This window comes from Salinimicrobium xinjiangense DSM 19287 (assembly GCF_000423585.1).
Taxonomy (GTDB): Bacteria; Bacteroidota; Bacteroidia; order Flavobacteriales; family Flavobacteriaceae; genus Salinimicrobium; species Salinimicrobium xinjiangense.
The window spans coordinates 141,938-156,647 of the sequence record NZ_AUIG01000001.1 but is presented as its reverse complement, the minus strand read 5'-3'; the positions used below and the strand labels follow the sequence as shown (position 1 = coordinate 156,647).

Genomic DNA, 14,710 nt, shown 5'->3' with positions numbered 1-14,710 from the left:
GTTAGAAGTACGAAGTGGTCCTTTCATGAAGATCCAATATTCAAAGAGTAGAGTTTTCTTAAATGGTGCTTTGGGAGCAGCATTTGCCATTTTTGGAGCCTTAAAAGCTTTTGAAGGAACAGCCGGTTTTATCCACTACGTCCAACTAATCCTGGGAATATTGATGGTTGGTAGTTTCTTTCTCGAGCGAAAATTTGGTTATTTAAGTATTGAAGATGGAATATTGACCAAATATTCGCTGAGAAAAAGGTCCATTTCCCTCTCAACAATCAATCGAATCCAATCCTTGCCGGGGAGGATTAAACTGACATCACCTGAAACAAATTTTAGCATTAACACCTCAGTCATTGATAAAGAGTCGATAAAAGATCTTTACCGGGTTTTAGGCTCCCTGGAGCTCGAGTCTCAGAAGAATCCTTTTATCGGTTGGTGCCGGGCAATATCTTCTGAAGGATGGTAATTAGATATTCAAATAAGCATTTAATAGCAGATTTTACCGTTGGTTCGTTATATCTGCTGGCTGGAATTTTAGGAATAATTTTCGGCTCCGATATCTTTAAATATCTTTTTACAGCTTTAGGTATATTATATTTGGGATCAAGCTTTTATAAATTAAAGTTTCAGTGTTTGAGAATAGAAAATCAAGTGCTCACTTATTTCGTGCCTGGAAGAAAAAAGAGAATTGATCTCAGACAGATTACCAGAATAAAAAAAATTACTGACGAAATTACATTTTTGACACCTCATAAAGAACTAAATATCAGCACGAAATTAATTAACAAAGAAGACTTTCCTGCATTTAAAGAATTTCTGGCTTCATTAGATCTGGAACCGGAAAAAAATTCTTTTTCTGAGACTGCTGAAAAATCTGCAATATGACCTTCAGGTACTACAAGAAAATAATTTGGAAAGAGTTGATCCTGGGTTCACTTTTTTTCATCCTGGGTATCTACTTCGCCGTAACCGAGCCAGATAATATTTTCCGGTATGGTTTTATAGTTGTTGGCCTGCTTCATTTGATTTCGGGTATTTACCAATTGAAGATGCCTTACTTGAAGTTCGATAATGGCAGCCTTATAAGAGGCGGATTAATTTCCAAATCTGTTTCTCTTTCTGAAGTAGAAAAAATCAGGAAGTTTGCCGGGGACTATACTTTGTTTACTTCAGATAAGAAACTGAAGATCAATTCAGAATTAGTCAATAAATCTCAGAGGGAAGAACTCAATAAATACCTGAGGTCCCTGGATGTTACCTTTGAGGAGGCTTCTCTTAAAGAATATAAATACAGTTAAATTTCCCTTTTTTGACAGATAAAATAATCTCCACTCCGCATAACCTACAGGTGCTTTACGAAGACAATCATTTGATCATCGTAAACAAACGCCCGGGGGATATTGTGCAGGGTGACAAGACTGGAGATGTGCCACTAAGTGAGGTGGTAAAGGAGTATATAAAGATCAAATACAACAAACCCGGAAAAGTTTATCTCGGAGTGGTTCACCGACTCGACCGCCCCACCAGCGGAATTGTTGTTTTCGCCAAAACTTCCAAAGCCCTTCCCCGCCTCAACAAGCTATTTAAAGAAAAGGACGCAAAAAAGACCTACTGGGCAATTGTGAAAAATCCGCCGCCAAAACAGGAGGACACGCTTGTACATTTCATGAAGCGGAATCCAAAGCAGAATAAATCCTACGCCCACATCAAAGAAGTACCGGATTCCAAAAAAGCAATTTTAGAGTACCATATTCTAAAGAGCCTCAACAATTATTTTCTCCTGGAGATCGACCTGCACACGGGTAGACATCACCAGATCCGGAGTCAGCTATCGGCCATTGGCTGCCCTATCAAGGGAGATCTTAAATACGGATTCGACCGAAGCAACAAAGACGGAAGCATACATCTTCATGCGCGAAAGCTGGTTCTTGAGCACCCGGTGAAAAAGGAGAAACTGGAAATTACCGCTCCTCCGCCACAGAATCCTATTTGGGATGCCTGTTCTTAATAAGCATAACCATTTTTTCAAACAAAGCTTTGGTTAGAACGAGAAGGTTTAGTGCAAATTATTTTTCTTCTTTCTAATCTCTTCCAAAGCTAAATTGTCTTTACTTCCAAGATGGGAATGCTTCTTTGATGTTCCGGGTTGATATGAACCTTTTTCTACCTCGGCACCAATCTTCTTATAAGCTTCTCTAAAGGATTTTCCCTGCATTACAAGATCATTAATACTGTCAACGGTAAACAAGTACCTGTACTTTTCATCTTCAAGATTTACCTCCTTCACTTTTACCTGCGCAATGGAATGAGTGAAAACGTCCAGTATCTCTTTCATGTTTTCCATAGCATAGATGCTGTTTTCTTTGATAAGCTGGTAATCCCTGTGATATCCGCTTGGGAGGTTATTAGTGATAAGGATCATTTCATTAGCAATCGCCTGCAGCTTGTTGCATTTTCCCCGTATAAGTTCAAAAACATCCGGGTTCTTTTTATGAGGCATTATACTGGAACCGGTGGTCAATTCATCAGGGAAAGTGATGAAATCGAAATTCTCGCTCATGTACAGGCAAATATCCATTGCAAACCTGGAAAGCGTATTGGCCAGGGAAGCTATATTTGAAGTTGCAGTTCGTTCGCATTTCCCACGACTCATCTGTGCTGCCACTACATTGTATTTGAGAGTAGAAAAGCCGAGTTCTTTGGTAGTGAATTCCCGGTCGATGGGAAACGAGGAACCGTATCCTGCAGCCGATCCCAACGGGTTCTGATCCACAATTTTTAGTCCGGCTTCGAGCAGGTACAGATCATCGATCAATAACTCAGCATAAGCTGAAAACCACAAGCCAAAAGAAGATGGCATGGCCACCTGCAAGTGAGTATAGCCGGGAAGCACCTTTTCTTTGTGCTCCTCTGCCAGTTCAAGAAGCAGATCAATTAGTTTTCCGGTTTTAGAAGAGATCTCCTGAAGATTCTCTTTAAAGTACAGCTGCATTGCCACCAAAACCTGATCATTTCTTGAACGCGCAGTATGGATCTTTTTACCTGTTTCTCCCAAAGCGGCTGTGAGTTCATATTCAATTTTAGAGTGCACATCCTCAAAATCCTCTTCAATTGTAAAAGTTCCCTCCTCTACTGATTTTGCTAACTTCCGTAGTTCAGAAACTATCTGCTCCACTTCTTCTTCATCCATGATCCCAACCTTCCCCAGCATTTTTCCATGTGCTATGGATGCCTGAATATCATATTTCGCAAGATGCAGGTCCAGTTCCCGGTCGTTGCCAACCGTGAACTTTTCTATTTGTTTGTCTATTGATATTCCTTTGTCCCAGAGTTTCATATTCTAATCATTTTATTTCTTCAACAACTTTCTTAAACTGTCAAGCTGAACTTGTTTCAGCTTCTATTTTATGATAATAACCAGAATAAGATCCTGAAATAAATTCAGGATGACCTACAATTGTTATTTTATGGCCTTTTCCAGCAATTTGATATACTTCTCAATACCTTCCCCGATTTCCCTCACGAAGATGGATTCATCTGCCGAGTGCGAACGTGTCGAATCTCCCGGTCCCAGTTTTAGCGAAGGACAGGAGAGCATCGCCTGGTCAGACAGGGTTGGAGAGCCATAGGTTGCCATCCCCAGGGAAATTCCCGCCTGTACCAGCTCATGCTCCTTTGGAATAGAGGAAGAATTTAAACGCAGTGATCTGGCTTTTATCTCGTCTATCGGTGCCTCTTTCTGCAGGATCTCTTCAATTTCAGCATTTGAATAGCGGTCATTCACTCTTACATCGATCACAAGCTCCACTTTTCCGGGGATCACGTTATGTTGGGTTCCGGCGTTGATCTGAGTGACTGTCATTTTAACCGACCCCAAAGCTTCAGACTCTTTTTCAAATTTATACTTCTGAAACCATTCGAGCACAGAAGCAGTTTTGTAGATGGCATTGTTGCCATTTGGATGGGCAGCATGAGAGGGTGTTCCTTTAATTACCGCATCAAAAACTACCAGGCCTTTTTCTGCAATTGCCAGATCCATTAAAGTTGGTTCCCCAACAATAGCGGTATCAATATTTGGTATTATTGGCAGCAGACATGAAATGCCGTTTTTCCCATTCGTTTCTTCCTCGGCAGTTCCTGCAAAGAGAAGATTCCAGGAAAGATCTGTTGCCTCATAGAAGTAAGTAAAAGTCGCGAGCAATGATACCAGGCAACCGCCCGCATCATTACTTCCCAGTCCGTATAATTTGCCGTCCACAATCTTGGCTTCAAAGGGATCTCTCGTATACGCTGAATTTGGCTTCACCGTATCGTGGTGAGAATTCAGCAACAGGGTAGGTTTAGCCTTGTCGAAATTTTTGTTAACCGCCCAAACATTGTTCAGATGTCTGCTGAAAGGAATATTATGATCTTTAAACCAATTTTCCAGCAGATCAGCCGTACCACTTTCTTCTCCGGAAAAGGAAGGGGTTTGAATCAGCTTTTTTAGCAATTCCAAGGCTTCAATCTGCAGTGTAGCAATATGCATTAGATTGTAATTTTGGTATGTTTTGAATTTTGCTGCAATAAAGAAGCATCTCCAAGATAAATTTTCGAAACATTCCGGTTCAAAACTGAAAAACAGTTGTGCAGCTTTGGCAACATGCCTTCGGTGATGATCTTTTCTTCCAGCAAAATTTTATAGTTTTCCAGATTAAGAATTTCTATAACCGATTCATCGTCATTTAAATTGCTCAAGACTCCTTTCTTCTCAAAGCAATAATAGAGCAGAGTTTCATACTGGTCTGACATGGCACTGGCAATTTCTGCGGCAACAGAATCTGCGTTCGTGTTCAGTAATTCCCCCTCCTCACTATAAGAAATGGCCGAAAATACGGGTACAATCTCCTGTTCAACCAGCGATGAGATGAATGATGTATTGACCTCTTCTATATCTCCCACTAAACCGAAATCGATCTCCCCGGCAGGTCTTTTCCTTGAAACAATACTTTTCCCGTCTGCCCCACATAACCCAATCGCATTACAGCCCAAATGCTGTAATCCCGCAACAATTTTCTTGTTGATGAGTCCGCCATAGACCATGGTGATCACTTTCATTGAATTTTCATCAGTGATCCGTCGGCCATCGACCATTTTTGTCTCGAAACCAAGTTTCATGGCCAGGTCTGTAGCCATATTTCCACCACCGTGTACCAGGATCTTGGGACCTTCGAGAGCAGTGAAATCCTTCAGAAAAACCTTAAGCTTTTCCTCATTTTCGATAAGCTTCCCTCCTATTTTTACAACCTTTAAAACCATTTTCATCTTTTTGTCACAAATATTAAAACTAGTGGTCAGTGGACAGAGGACAGAGAACAGCCCCTTAAAAAGGGTGTTTCCACAATCCAATCACCAATCACCAATCCCCAATCACCAATCACCAATTAACCATTCCCCAACGTCCCCAATAACCGCTTCAAAACTGCCTGAGCGGCAAAAGTCCGGTTTCCTGCCTGCTGAATGACCACCGAATTCTCACCGTCCAATACCCCGTCACTGATCACTACATTTCTTCTCACCGGCAGGCAATGCATCACTTTTGCATTGTTAGTAATATTTAATTTCTCCTCATTAAACGTCCAGGAAGGGTCTGTATTCAGAATTTTACCATACTGCTCATAACTGCTCCAGTTCTTGACATACACGAAATCTGCGTCTTCTAAGGCTTCAGCTTGATCGTGTAACACAGGAGTATTTTTTACAACCGCCGGATTTAAATCATAAGCTTCAGGATTAGTGATCACCAGGTCCACATCTATTTGCTGCATAAATTCGACGAAAGAATTCGGAACAGATTGTGGCAAGGCCCGCGGATGAGGCGCCCAGGTTAACACCACCTTTGGCTTCTTTACTTTTTTTAGCTCCAGGATAGTCAGTGCATCTGTCAATCCCTGCAGGGGATGTCCAGTGGCACTTTCAAGATTGATAACAGGTACCGAAGCAAATTTTTTAAAGCCATTCATTACCAGCTCCTGTTCATCCTTATCACGATCAACAAGTTCCGGAAAGGCGCGAACAGCGATAATGTCACAATACTGCGACAATACTCCTGCAGCTTCTTTTATGTGCTCAGCCTTGTTTCCGTTCATCACCGCACCATCCTCAAATTCGAGAGCCCAACCGTCTGTACCAACATTCATTACCAGTACTTCCATCCCGAGGAGTTTTGCTGCTTTCTCTGTGCTCAACCGGGTTCTAAGGCTGGGGTTAAAGAACAGCATTCCAAGGGTTTTGCCCTTACCTAATTCGGGTACGGTGTTCGTCTTCTTTAGCTGAAGTGCTTCTTCAATCAAAGAATTCAAATCTTCTATATCTGAACTGTTTATGTAGTCTTTCAATTTTTTTATTTTTGAAACCTTACCGGTTTTTAAACCAGTGAAGTCTGGATTATCTTTTATTTCTTATTTCTATAAAGCTGATTGCAACGCCTCGAAAAAGAGGTCAAAATGCTTTTCTTTTATAGTTAATGGAGGCAGGATCCTCAACTGTTTTTTGTTTGAAGAAGCCCCTGTAAAGACCTGGTGGTCGAACAGCAACTTCTTTCTTAGAGAAGTAATTTCGTGTTCAAATTCCAGTCCTAACATTAATCCGCGGCCTTTCAGGTTTTTGATCTCCGGAATTTGAGCGGCTTTTTTCTTTACGTATTGGAACACCGATGCAGCATTTGCCAGCAAGTTTTCTTTTTCCATCACATCCAGTACAGAGATCGCGGCAGCACATGCAAGGTGATTTCCACCAAAGGTGGTACCCAGCATGCCCGATTTGGCTTTAATCGCCTCATCGATCAGAATCCCTCCAATCGGGAAACCATTTCCCATTCCTTTTGCCAGGGAAATAATATCAGGATGTATTCCATGTTTCTGAAAGGCAAAAAAATCACCTGTTCGTCCGTAACCGGCCTGCACCTCATCGGCAATGGATACCACTCCATATTTCCTGCACAGTTCAGCTATTCCCCTGTAAAAATCTGAAGAAGCTTCTTCCAGACCGCCCACTCCCTGAATGACTTCAAAGATCACAGCGGCAACATCTCCTTTTTTCAATTCTGCCTCCAGTTTGAGAAGATCTTCAGAAGGAAGCCTGGCTGTGTTGTGCTGCAGGTTCAGCGGAGCTTTGATCGACTCGTTATCCGTCACCGCCACTGCTGCTGAAGTCCTTCCGTGGAAAGCTTTTTCGAAATAGATCACGCGGCTTTTGCCTGTGTGGAAAGAAGCCAACTTAAGCGCATTTTCATTCGCCTCTGCACCCGAATTGCATAAAAACAACTCATAACCTTGAACCCCTGAGATCTTCTCTAATTTGTTGGCCAGTTCCTGTTGCAGGGGATTGACAATAGAGTTTGAATAAAATCCGAGCTTCTGCACCTGCTCGCTAATTGCCTTCACGTAAGAAGGATGCGAATGTCCAATGGAGATCACCGCGTGACCGCCATACAGATCCAGATATTTTTTTCCATTTTCATCATATACATAAACTCCTTCCCCTTTCACGGGAGTAATATCGTATAATGGATAAACGTCAAATAATTTCATACCACAGTCTTTTAAAAGTAATTCGCTTTCAGGTTGAGCCCTTCCTTTTCAGGAAAGCCGAACATCAGGTTCATATTTTGAACTGCCTGTCCGGAGGCACCTTTCAGCAGATTGTCTATTACAGAAGTTATAAGCAGCTTATTGCCTAATCTCTGAAGCCTTAACAAACACTTGTTCGTGTTGACCACCTGCTTTAGATGCACATCTTCCTCTGTTACGAAAGTAAAGGCCGCATCTTCATAATATTTTTGATAGATGTCCATTGCATGTTCAATACTCCCGGAAAAGCTGGTATAAGCAGTGGCATGGATTCCGCGGGAGAAATTACCACGGTTGGGAATAAAATTTATTCCGAATTCCTTTTCCTTCTGAAGCATTTTTAAACTCTGATCAATCTCCCCAAGATGCTGATGTTCAAATGCCTTATATGCCGAAAAGTTATTGTCCCTCCAGCTGAAATGAGTGGTTTCAGATAATGAAGTTCCTGCCCCGGTGGCTCCTGTTACGGCGTTCACGTGCACCTCATCCTCAATCAAATTTTCGGCGGCCAATGGAAGTATGGCCAGACTAATAGCCGTGGCAAAACATCCCGGATTAGCAATATGCTTAGCCTGCTTTATCTCATCTCTTCTAAATTCCGGAAGGCCGTATACAAAGGAGTGGTCTTTAGCCGAAATCCTAAAATCGGTGCTGAGATCAATTACTCTGGTCTCTTCAGAAAATTCGTTTTCCTTCAGGAATTTTATTGAATTTCCATGTCCCAGGCAAAGAAAAACCACATCTACCTCAAGGTTGATCTTATCTGTGAAATTCAAATCGGTCTCTCCAAGCAGATCCTGGTGTATACCAGCAACCGGTTTTCCGGGTTGTGAAGTACTGTAGACAAAATCTATCTTCACCTGCGGGTGCCTCAGGAGAATCCGCAGCAGTTCGCCTGCCGTATACCCTGCTCCGCCAATAATTCCTGCTTTGATCATTGCTGTTCTTTTACGTGCTGGTAGATCTTTCCGGCGTTAGAATTAATTTTTATGAAGCCTTTGGCATCCTGTGCGGTCCAGGCATTGTTCTCTTCTCCATATTTCCCAAAGCCGCTATTCATAAGGTCAAAAGGCGAAGAAATTCCATCAAGAGTAAATCTGTACGGATGAAGACTCACGAAAACCTCGCCGGTCACCTGCTCCTGTGAATTCTGCAGAAAAGCTTCGAAATCGCGCATTACCGGATCAAGGTACTGCCCCTCGTGCAGGTGCATGCCGTACCAGTTTGCGATAGTATTCTTATGCTGAAGTTGCCACTTGCTCAATGTGTGTTTCTCCAAAAGGTGATGAGCTTTGATCGTGATCAATGCTGCCGCGGCTTCAAAACCAACCCTTCCTTTTATTCCGATTATGGTATCCCCCACGTGAATATCTCTTCCAATTGCATAAACTGAAGCCAGTTTTTCCAGCTTTTCGATATTCTTCTCCGGACTGTCTTTCTCTCCATTTACTGCTGAAAGTTCTCCTTTTGTGAAAGTCAGGCTCACCTTAGAAGGTTCTTTTTCCTGAAGTTGTGAAGGAAATGCAGATTCCGGTAGGGGTTTTTCTGAGGTTAATGTTTCAGCTCCACCTACACTGGTACCCCAAAGGCCCTTGTTAATTGAATATTTTGCTTTTTCCCAGTTCATTTCTACACCGTTGGCCTTTAGGTAATCTATCTCCTCCTTTCTACTGAGCTTTTTATCTCTTATTGGGGTAATAATTTCTATTTCGGGAGCGAGGGTCTGAAAGATCATATCAAAACGCACCTGGTCGTTACCTGCCCCGGTACTTCCATGAGCAATGGCAGTGCCACCGATCTTCTTTGCGTAATTCACGATTTCAATCGCCTGAATAATACGTTCTGCACTAACAGAAAGGGGATAGGTGTCATTCTTTAATACGTTTCCAAAAATGAGATATTTAACCACCTTTTCGTAAAAAGAAGAAACGGCATTGAGGTTCAGGTACGAAGTAGCTCCAATCTTTTTTGCATTCTCTCCTATCCTGTCTATTTCCTCCTGTGAAAATCCGCCGGTATTAACACTTACCGCATGAACTTCATAATTCTCTTCCTTAGATAAATATTTAGCACAGTAGGAAGTATCTAACCCGCCGCTATATGCCAATACTAATTTTTTCATTTTAGTCAATTTTAATTTTATTCTCTGCTTTTTCCTTTTTAAAGAACAAGGTTTGCTTAATGCTCTTAAGCCTGGTAAATGCCTTATCATTTAATCTGGATCTTTCCTTTAATTTTACCTTTTTGGCAGGATCGTAAAGCATTCCTGTACAAAGGCACATTTTTCTTTCTGTACGGGTAAGGATGTCATAATTCTTACAGGTTTGACAACCTTTCCAGAAGCTTTCATCTTCTGTAAGCTCACTGAAAGTCACAGGTTGGTAACCCAGCTCATAATTAATTTTCATAACGGCAAGCCCGGTGGTAATCCCGAAAATTTTCGCATTTGGATACTTTTTACGGGAATGTTCAAAAACGGCCTTTTTTATATCCTTTGCCAGGCCCCGGTTGCGAAAGTCGGGATGAACAATAAGACCGGAGTTGGCCACAAACTTTTCATGACTCCATACCTCTATATAGCAAAATCCAGCGAATTTTTCCCCTTCGAGAGCAATAATGGCGTTGCCATTCTCCATCTTCGTGAGTATATATTCGGGTGTACGACGTGCGATACCTGTACCGCGGACTCTTGCAGATTCCTCAATAGTATCGCAGATAATTTCTGCGTATTTGGCGTGAGAGTTATTAGCAATGACAATTTTCATGTGCTAAAGAATTAAAGGTTAAAAAAATTGGATTTGTAATTTTCGAAAGAAGAACCGGACTCACCTAAGTTCCATAGAATTAAGCACGCACAAACGTGCGGCGTAGGCTGCGAATGCGCCTAAAAGCATATTCAGGAGAAATCCTGAAAAGGCTGCAAAAAATAATTTGTGGAAAAATGTGATTCAAAATAGATAATGGTAAAATAAAATAAGACAATAGAGAAAACTGCACTGGCGGATGAATTACATCCGGCGGCGCAAAAGGGGCCTTATTATTATTTCGTTTTTCAAAATCACGGGGTAAATGTATAGCTTTTTTTAAAACGACAAAATAGTTTTAAAAATAAATTTAAATTAACCCTTAACATCTTCATAATCAAAAGCATACTTACATCAGATAGTATAATCTTCACTCATTCCGGTTTTCCTTTAGCATCTTTTGGTTTTTTGGGGTATTTTTTCCCACAAATAATATTTCATATGAGGTTATTACTATTTGCATTTTTTTTGTTAAGCAGCCTACAATTATTTTCCCAGGATACTATTTATTTAGATAAAAAATATAAACCTGTCTCCCGGACGGCTTCAGAATATTTCAAGGTATTAGAGAGAGACCCGGTGAATTCCGATTCGGGATGGAAAAGAATATTTTCAAATTCCGGACAAATTATGGTTGAAGAATATTACAGCTCTTATAAGAAGGACATTCTGGAAGGTAAAAGAAAGAAGTGGAAGAAGGATGGCACCCTTTGGACGGAGAGTGAGTATAGGAATGGAAAACTGGATGGTTTTTTTGTTTCTTATTGGCGAGATGGGCGCCTTAAAAGAAAGGATATCTACGAGAACGGTGAATTTCAGGAAGGAAAGATCTGGGATTCAGAAGGGAATGAAGTCCCCTGGTATGCAATGGAAATACGACCCGAATTTCCCGGAGGGGAGAAAGCACGTATTCAGTATATAAAAAGAAACACTACAAAACCTAAGGGTATAGCTGGGGGGCGTGTAGTGGTAGGGTTTGTGATTGATGTGGATGGCTCAGTGACCGATGTTGAAATAGAAGAAAGCACATCTCCTGCTCTTAATCTTGCAGCCTACAATACTGTTAGTAATATGCCTCGATGGGAGCCGGGAAAACAAGATGGTAATCCTGTTAGGGTGAAATATTCCCTACCTTTGACCTTTAGATAAATACCTGCATACTTTACTGCATTTACAGGGAACACTATGGCCGAAGAAATAAAAACCTCCGCGAAAGTTGATATTCCGAAAATACTCACCTCCCAAAGATCCTTTTTTGAAGAGGGTATAACTTTCGATGTTTCTGAAAGAATATCAAGATTAAAGGCTTTAAAAAAGCTTATTAAAGAGCGGGAAAAAGATATTGCTGAAGCTCTTTTTAAAGATTTTAAAAAACCCGAGTTTGAAACCTATGCTACCGAGACTGCCATAATTCTCAGTGAGCTGAAGCTTATCATTAAGAAATTAGAAAAATGGGCAGCGCCAAAAAAGGTAAAAAGCAGCCTGCTTAACTTCCCATCATCAGATCATATTTATCCGCAGCCTTACGGGAATGTACTGGTCCTGGCGCCGTGGAATTATCCTTTTCAGCTGAGTGTTTCTCCAGCCATCGGAGCCTTAGCTGCGGGAAATACGGTAGTGATCAAGCCAAGCGAATTTGCGCCTGCCACTTCCCAACTCACCAAAGAAATATTTGCTGAAGTTTATCCTGAAGCACAGGCCGCAGTAGTCCTTGGAGGTGTTGAAGCATCAAAAGAACTTTTGGAACAAAAGTGGGATTACGTTTTTTTCACCGGAAGCGTCCCGGTTGGAAGGATCGTAGCCCAGGCTATAGCCCCGAACCTCACTCCTGCGACCCTGGAACTCGGCGGAAAGAATCCGTGTATCATTCATAAATCAGCAAAGATCGAGCTAGCGGCAAAGAGGATCGTTTGGGGGAAATTTATTAACGCCGGACAAACCTGCATCTCTCCCGATTATATCCTCATCGATAAAAAGAAAAAAACTGAATTTACTGAGGCTGTAAAAAAGGAAATTAAGGCTGCCTTTGGTGAAAGCCCGAAAGAATCTCCCGATTACGCCAGGATCATCAATAAAAAGAACTTTGAACGACTTAAGGCGATGCTGGAGGGCCAAACGATCATCACCGGAGGTGAGACATCAGCCGATGATAATTACATCGCTCCTACGCTTTTAAATGAACCTTCTTTAGATTCTGAAGTAATGCAGGAGGAGATCTTTGGTCCTATTCTTCCGGTGCTCTCCTTTTCAGATGAAAAAGAAATGGAGAAGATCATCGCTCATTATCCCGATCCTCTTTCGCTCTACGTCTTCGCTGAAGACAAAGATTTTTTAGAGAAGATTATGACCACAATACGGTTTGGAGGAGGTACTATCAATGATGTTGTGGTACATTTTGCAAATAAAAAATTACCTTTTGGTGGAGTGGGTAGCAGTGGATATGGCGGCTACCACGGGAAATTTTCTTTTGACACTTTCACCCACAAGAAAAGTATCAGCAAGCGGGCTACCTGGATAGATATCCCGCTGCGATATGCTCCTTATGAGGGAAAACTCTCGCTTATTAAAAAGCTGATGAAGAGGCTGTAATTATTTTTTGAGCTTCAGGGAATAGAGATCCTTCCTGCGGTCCTTGAGGTTTCGTACGCTTCCGAAGTTGTGTAGTTCTTTTAGCAGATCAAGATCTACATCTACCAATAAAGTGCTTTCGGTATTCGGCGTAGCTTCAGCCTTGATCCCGTTTACGGGAAATGAGAAATCTGAAGGCGTAAACACCGCACTTTGCGCGTACTGTATATCCATATTGTTCACCTTTGGAAGATTCCCTACAGATCCTGCAATAGCCACGTAACATTCATTCTCAATGGCACGGCTCATGGCGCAAAGACGTACGCGGGAATAACCGTTCTGAGTATCGGTCATAAAAGGCACAAATAAGATATTCATTCCCTGTTCTGCCAGCAATCTGCCAAGCTCGGGAAATTCCACATCATAACATATAAGCACACCAATCTTTCCGCAGTCGGTATCCATGGTCTTCAGCATGCTTCCTCCTTTCATACCCCAGGCAGAACCTTCGGCCGGAGTGATATGAAGTTTTTCATAACGTTCATAACTACCATCGCGACGGCATAAATAACCTACGTTATACATGTGCTCCCCAATGATCTGTGGCATACTTCCGGTAATGATGTTGATATTGTAGGTAATCGCAAAATCCACAAAGGTCTCCAGCAACTTATCTGTGTATGAGGCCAGGGAGCGGATGGCTTCAGCCTCGTTGAGGTGGTTGTATTCGGCCATTAACGGAGCATTAAAGAGTTCCGGAAACAGTATAAAATCACTCTGATAATCACTTACGGCATCCACAAAGAATTCAATCTGGGATACAAGGGCGTCAAAATCCTTAAAAAGTCGCATTTGCCACTGTACCAGCCCCAGTCGCACCACTGTCTTGGCCGTATTGATTAGCTTATCTGGTTTGGTGTAGTAAATGTTATTCCACTCCATGAGCGTTGCGAACTCCTTGCTTTCGTAGTCTCCGGGCAGATAACCCTTGATCACTTTTTTTACGTGAAAATCATTGGAAAGCTGAAATGAAAGCACAGGGTCATGGATCTCCTTGACTTTCACTTTTTCAATATATTGTTTGGGAGTAAGCTCTTCGGCATAATCGGCGTAATTTGGGATACGCCCTCCAAAAATAATGGATTTGAGATTCAATTGTTCGCAAAGCTCCTTACGGGCCTCATACAAGCGACGGCCCAGGCGCATCCCACGGTATTCCGGATGTATAAAAACATCTATGCCGTAAAGAACATCTCCATTTTTAGTATGAGTAGAGAAATTTTCGCCTCCGGTGATCTGCTCGTAGGTGTGATTGTCGTCAAACTTATTGTAATCGACTATAATGGAAAGGGCACAACCGGCAATCTTCTCATCGATGACTATGCAAAACTGACCATCAGGAAATTTTTTTATCAGGTTCTTGATCTCCTTTTCACTCCAGTATTCATTAGCCAACGCATCATAACTCTCTATCATGGAGATCTTCAGCTCCTTGTAGTCCTTAACGCTTAAATTTCTTAATTCAATTTTTGCAGATTCTATCACGTGCAGTTTTTTTTACAAAGATATCCTTTTCCTGCTTCTTTAAAAATCTGCAGCAGCCAAACTTACTCGTTGCCAAAAGCTTATCTTTTGACATTTTTAGAAAATCTTTTGACCAAAACAATTAAATCTTTAGAAAAGAGAGTATTCCTAATACAGTTATGTTTAAATTTACAGAACAAATTTACTACG

Annotated in this window: 15 protein-coding genes; 6 read left to right on the top strand and 9 right to left on the bottom strand. The window is 41.6% G+C overall.

Features of this window, described 5'->3' with window-relative positions:
* The first annotated feature begins 25 nt into the window (after positions 1–25).
* Genes G564_RS0100710 through G564_RS0100695 form a run of 4 tightly spaced genes read left to right on the top strand, consistent with a single transcriptional unit; the run spans position 26 to position 2,002 of the window.
* Positions 26–460: a hypothetical protein gene (locus tag G564_RS0100710; protein WP_029035966.1), complete on the top strand. Its 435-nt coding sequence runs from the start codon at positions 26–28 to the stop codon at positions 458–460.
* Complete coding sequence (locus G564_RS0100705; RefSeq protein ID WP_029035965.1) at positions 454–879, top strand: hypothetical protein; 426 nt, start codon at positions 454–456, stop codon at positions 877–879. The genes G564_RS0100710 and G564_RS0100705 overlap by 7 nt, the downstream gene beginning before the upstream one ends.
* Positions 876–1,292, top strand: a complete 417-nt coding sequence (locus tag G564_RS0100700) for a hypothetical protein (RefSeq protein ID WP_029035964.1) — start codon at positions 876–878, stop codon at positions 1,290–1,292. The genes G564_RS0100705 and G564_RS0100700 overlap by 4 nt, the downstream gene beginning before the upstream one ends.
* Before the next feature lie 11 nt (positions 1,293–1,303).
* Positions 1,304–2,002 (top strand): RluA family pseudouridine synthase, encoded by a 699-nt coding sequence (locus G564_RS0100695; protein WP_029035963.1) that lies wholly within the window; start codon positions 1,304–1,306, stop codon positions 2,000–2,002.
* Positions 2,003–2,050: 48 nt separating this feature from the next.
* Here the strand turns inward: G564_RS0100695 and argH are convergent, their stop codons facing one another.
* The 8 genes from argH to G564_RS0100655 all read right to left on the bottom strand — a co-directional run bounded on the left by argH (position 2,051) and on the right by G564_RS0100655 (position 10,369).
* Positions 2,051–3,331: an argininosuccinate lyase gene (gene argH, locus G564_RS0100690; protein WP_029035962.1), complete on the bottom strand. Its 1,281-nt coding sequence runs from the start codon at positions 3,329–3,331 to the stop codon at positions 2,051–2,053.
* 123 nt (positions 3,332–3,454) lie between these two features.
* The gene (locus tag G564_RS0100685) at positions 3,455–4,522 is read right to left on the bottom strand and encodes a M20 family metallo-hydrolase (protein WP_029035961.1); all 1,068 of its coding nucleotides are present in this window, start codon (positions 4,520–4,522) and stop codon (positions 3,455–3,457) included.
* On the bottom strand, positions 4,522–5,298 hold the full coding sequence (argB, locus tag G564_RS0100680; protein ID WP_029035960.1) for an acetylglutamate kinase: 777 nt from the start codon (positions 5,296–5,298) through the stop codon (positions 4,522–4,524). The genes G564_RS0100685 and argB overlap by 1 nt, the downstream gene beginning before the upstream one ends.
* Positions 5,299–5,417: 119 nt before the next feature.
* Entirely contained in the window at positions 5,418–6,371 is a 954-nt protein-coding gene (locus G564_RS0100675) for an N-acetylornithine carbamoyltransferase (RefSeq protein WP_029035959.1), read from the bottom strand.
* A 69-nt stretch (positions 6,372–6,440) separates the two neighbouring features.
* Positions 6,441–7,565 carry an aspartate aminotransferase family protein gene (locus G564_RS0100670; RefSeq protein ID WP_029035958.1) on the bottom strand — a complete coding sequence of 375 codons (1,125 nt, stop codon included), beginning with the start codon at positions 7,563–7,565 and terminating at the stop codon, positions 6,441–6,443.
* Positions 7,566–7,576: 11 nt separating this feature from the next.
* Positions 7,577–8,542, bottom strand: a complete 966-nt coding sequence (argC, locus tag G564_RS0100665; protein ID WP_029035957.1) for an N-acetyl-gamma-glutamyl-phosphate reductase — start codon at positions 8,540–8,542, stop codon at positions 7,577–7,579.
* Positions 8,539–9,726, bottom strand: coding sequence for an argininosuccinate synthase (locus tag G564_RS0100660; RefSeq protein WP_029035956.1), 1,188 nt, complete (start codon positions 9,724–9,726; stop codon positions 8,539–8,541). Before G564_RS0100660 ends, argC begins: the two co-directional genes overlap by 4 nt.
* A gap of 1 nt (position 9,727) precedes the next feature.
* The gene (locus G564_RS0100655; protein WP_029035955.1) at positions 9,728–10,369 is read right to left on the bottom strand and encodes a GNAT family N-acetyltransferase; all 642 of its coding nucleotides are present in this window, start codon (positions 10,367–10,369) and stop codon (positions 9,728–9,730) included.
* 480 nt (positions 10,370–10,849) lie between these two features.
* On the opposite strand from G564_RS0100655, the gene G564_RS19695 reads away from it, so the two are divergent.
* Together G564_RS19695 and G564_RS0100640 are read left to right on the top strand one after the other, a co-directional pair.
* Entirely contained in the window at positions 10,850–11,557 is a 708-nt protein-coding gene (locus G564_RS19695; RefSeq protein ID WP_029035954.1) for an energy transducer TonB, read from the top strand.
* A gap of 36 nt (positions 11,558–11,593) precedes the next feature.
* A complete protein-coding gene (locus G564_RS0100640; RefSeq protein ID WP_051205210.1) occupies positions 11,594–12,997 on the top strand; it encodes an aldehyde dehydrogenase in 1,404 nt (467 codons plus the stop codon).
* On the opposite strand, the gene G564_RS0100635 is transcribed toward G564_RS0100640, so the two are convergent.
* On the bottom strand, positions 12,998–14,521 hold the full coding sequence (locus G564_RS0100635) for a carbon-nitrogen hydrolase family protein (RefSeq protein ID WP_029035952.1): 1,524 nt from the start codon (positions 14,519–14,521) through the stop codon (positions 12,998–13,000).
* Positions 14,522–14,710: the final 189 nt, after the last annotated feature.

Excerpts from the sequence above, each read along its gene's own strand:
- argC (WP_029035957.1), bottom strand. The coding sequence starts at position 8,542 with ATGATCAAAGCAGGAATTATTGGCGGAGCAGGGTATACGGCAGGCGAA.
- G564_RS0100660 (WP_029035956.1), bottom strand. The coding sequence starts at position 9,726 with ATGAAAAAATTAGTATTGGCATATAGCGGCGGGTTAGATACTTCCTAC.
- G564_RS0100700 (WP_029035964.1), top strand. The coding sequence starts at position 876 with ATGACCTTCAGGTACTACAAGAAAATAATTTGGAAAGAGTTGATCCTG.
- argB (WP_029035960.1), bottom strand. The coding sequence starts at position 5,298 with ATGAAAATGGTTTTAAAGGTTGTAAAAATAGGAGGGAAGCTTATCGAA.
- G564_RS0100705 (WP_029035965.1), top strand. The coding sequence starts at position 454 with ATGGTAATTAGATATTCAAATAAGCATTTAATAGCAGATTTTACCGTT.
- G564_RS0100640 (WP_051205210.1), top strand. The coding sequence starts at position 11,594 with ATGGCCGAAGAAATAAAAACCTCCGCGAAAGTTGATATTCCGAAAATA.
- G564_RS0100710 (WP_029035966.1), top strand. The coding sequence starts at position 26 with ATGAAGATCCAATATTCAAAGAGTAGAGTTTTCTTAAATGGTGCTTTG.
- argH (WP_029035962.1), bottom strand. The coding sequence starts at position 3,331 with ATGAAACTCTGGGACAAAGGAATATCAATAGACAAACAAATAGAAAAG.
- G564_RS0100655 (WP_029035955.1), bottom strand. The coding sequence starts at position 10,369 with ATGAAAATTGTCATTGCTAATAACTCTCACGCCAAATACGCAGAAATT.
- G564_RS0100685 (WP_029035961.1), bottom strand. The coding sequence starts at position 4,522 with ATGCATATTGCTACACTGCAGATTGAAGCCTTGGAATTGCTAAAAAAG.
- G564_RS19695 (WP_029035954.1), top strand. The coding sequence starts at position 10,850 with ATGAGGTTATTACTATTTGCATTTTTTTTGTTAAGCAGCCTACAATTA.
- G564_RS0100670 (WP_029035958.1), bottom strand. The coding sequence starts at position 7,565 with ATGAAATTATTTGACGTTTATCCATTATACGATATTACTCCCGTGAAA.